We start from the raw sequence: 859 nt of genomic DNA, 5'->3' as shown, positions 1-859 counted from the left end.
GACCGCCCTGGCGCGGATTGTGCCGCGATCGGTGACGCAAGCGACATCCGGCCCGTTCCAGAAGATCCTGCGCACCGGGGTCGACAATTCGACCGGCACGTCGGCGCCGAAACGCGCGACCAGCGCGCCGAACCCTTCCTTGCTGAAATAGTTGGGGTCGAGATCGGCGGCGGCCTGGAAATCGCGGATCGATATCTCGTCCTCGTCGGCGCCGAAGTCCATCGGACCGGCGAAGGTGGCGGCGGCGCGCGGCGCCTGGCCCCTGGCGAGCAGCGCCGAAAGCCGGTCGTCGTCACCCTCCTCGACCTTGTGGGCGGCGAGCAATTCGAATAGCTTCGCGTCGGCGGCCTTCATCTCGGCCTCTTCCGCCTCGCTCGCCTTGCGCTGGCGGTAGTAGAGATGATCGACATTCATGTCGTGGTGATGCAGGTTCCAGCCGGCGGCTTGCGCCTCGGGAAAATAGGGATTGCGGTCCGCCGCGTGCAGCCAGGCGCAGCCGATGTCGAAGGGCACGCCGAAATGCCGGTCGCTGGTCCAGGCGCGGCCGCCGATTCGGTCCATCGCTTCCAGCAGTTTGAAGGACAAGCCGGCGGCGCTCAGGGTTTTCGCGGCTGAGAGCCCGGCCGAGCCGGCCCCGATGATCACAACATCAACATCGCCCATGTGTATCGCGCCCCCCGCCACAATAAATACTTGATCGTAGGCAAATTCCGCTTCATTGGCCAGCATCGAGCAACCAGTGCAGCCGTGGGGGCGGTGACAATCGGGCGCTTCACTGGCAAATTCGCAACCGGGACGTGATTCAGGCGATCAGGCGCGAACAGCATGGCATTTCTTGCCAAGGGAAAGATTTTTGCGG

General features: G+C 64.4%; 2 protein-coding genes. Both read right to left on the bottom strand.

What is annotated here, in order from left to right; all coding sequences use genetic code 11:
- A partial coding sequence (locus EOA33_RS37200) for an FAD-dependent oxidoreductase (RefSeq protein WP_127407821.1) occupies nt 1–663 on the bottom strand: 663 nt, incomplete at its 3' end.
- Nucleotides 642–859 (bottom strand): hypothetical protein (locus EOA33_RS40020; RefSeq protein WP_210212660.1); only part of this gene is annotated, 218 nt, incomplete at its 5' end. The genes EOA33_RS40020 and EOA33_RS37200, both read right to left, overlap by 22 nt.

Source organism: Mesorhizobium sp. M4A.F.Ca.ET.050.02.1.1, from assembly GCF_003997725.1.
GTDB lineage: Bacteria > Pseudomonadota > Alphaproteobacteria > Rhizobiales > Rhizobiaceae > Mesorhizobium.
Note: the sequence above shows the minus strand (reverse complement) of the source record. Positions and strands in the feature narration are given on the sequence as shown.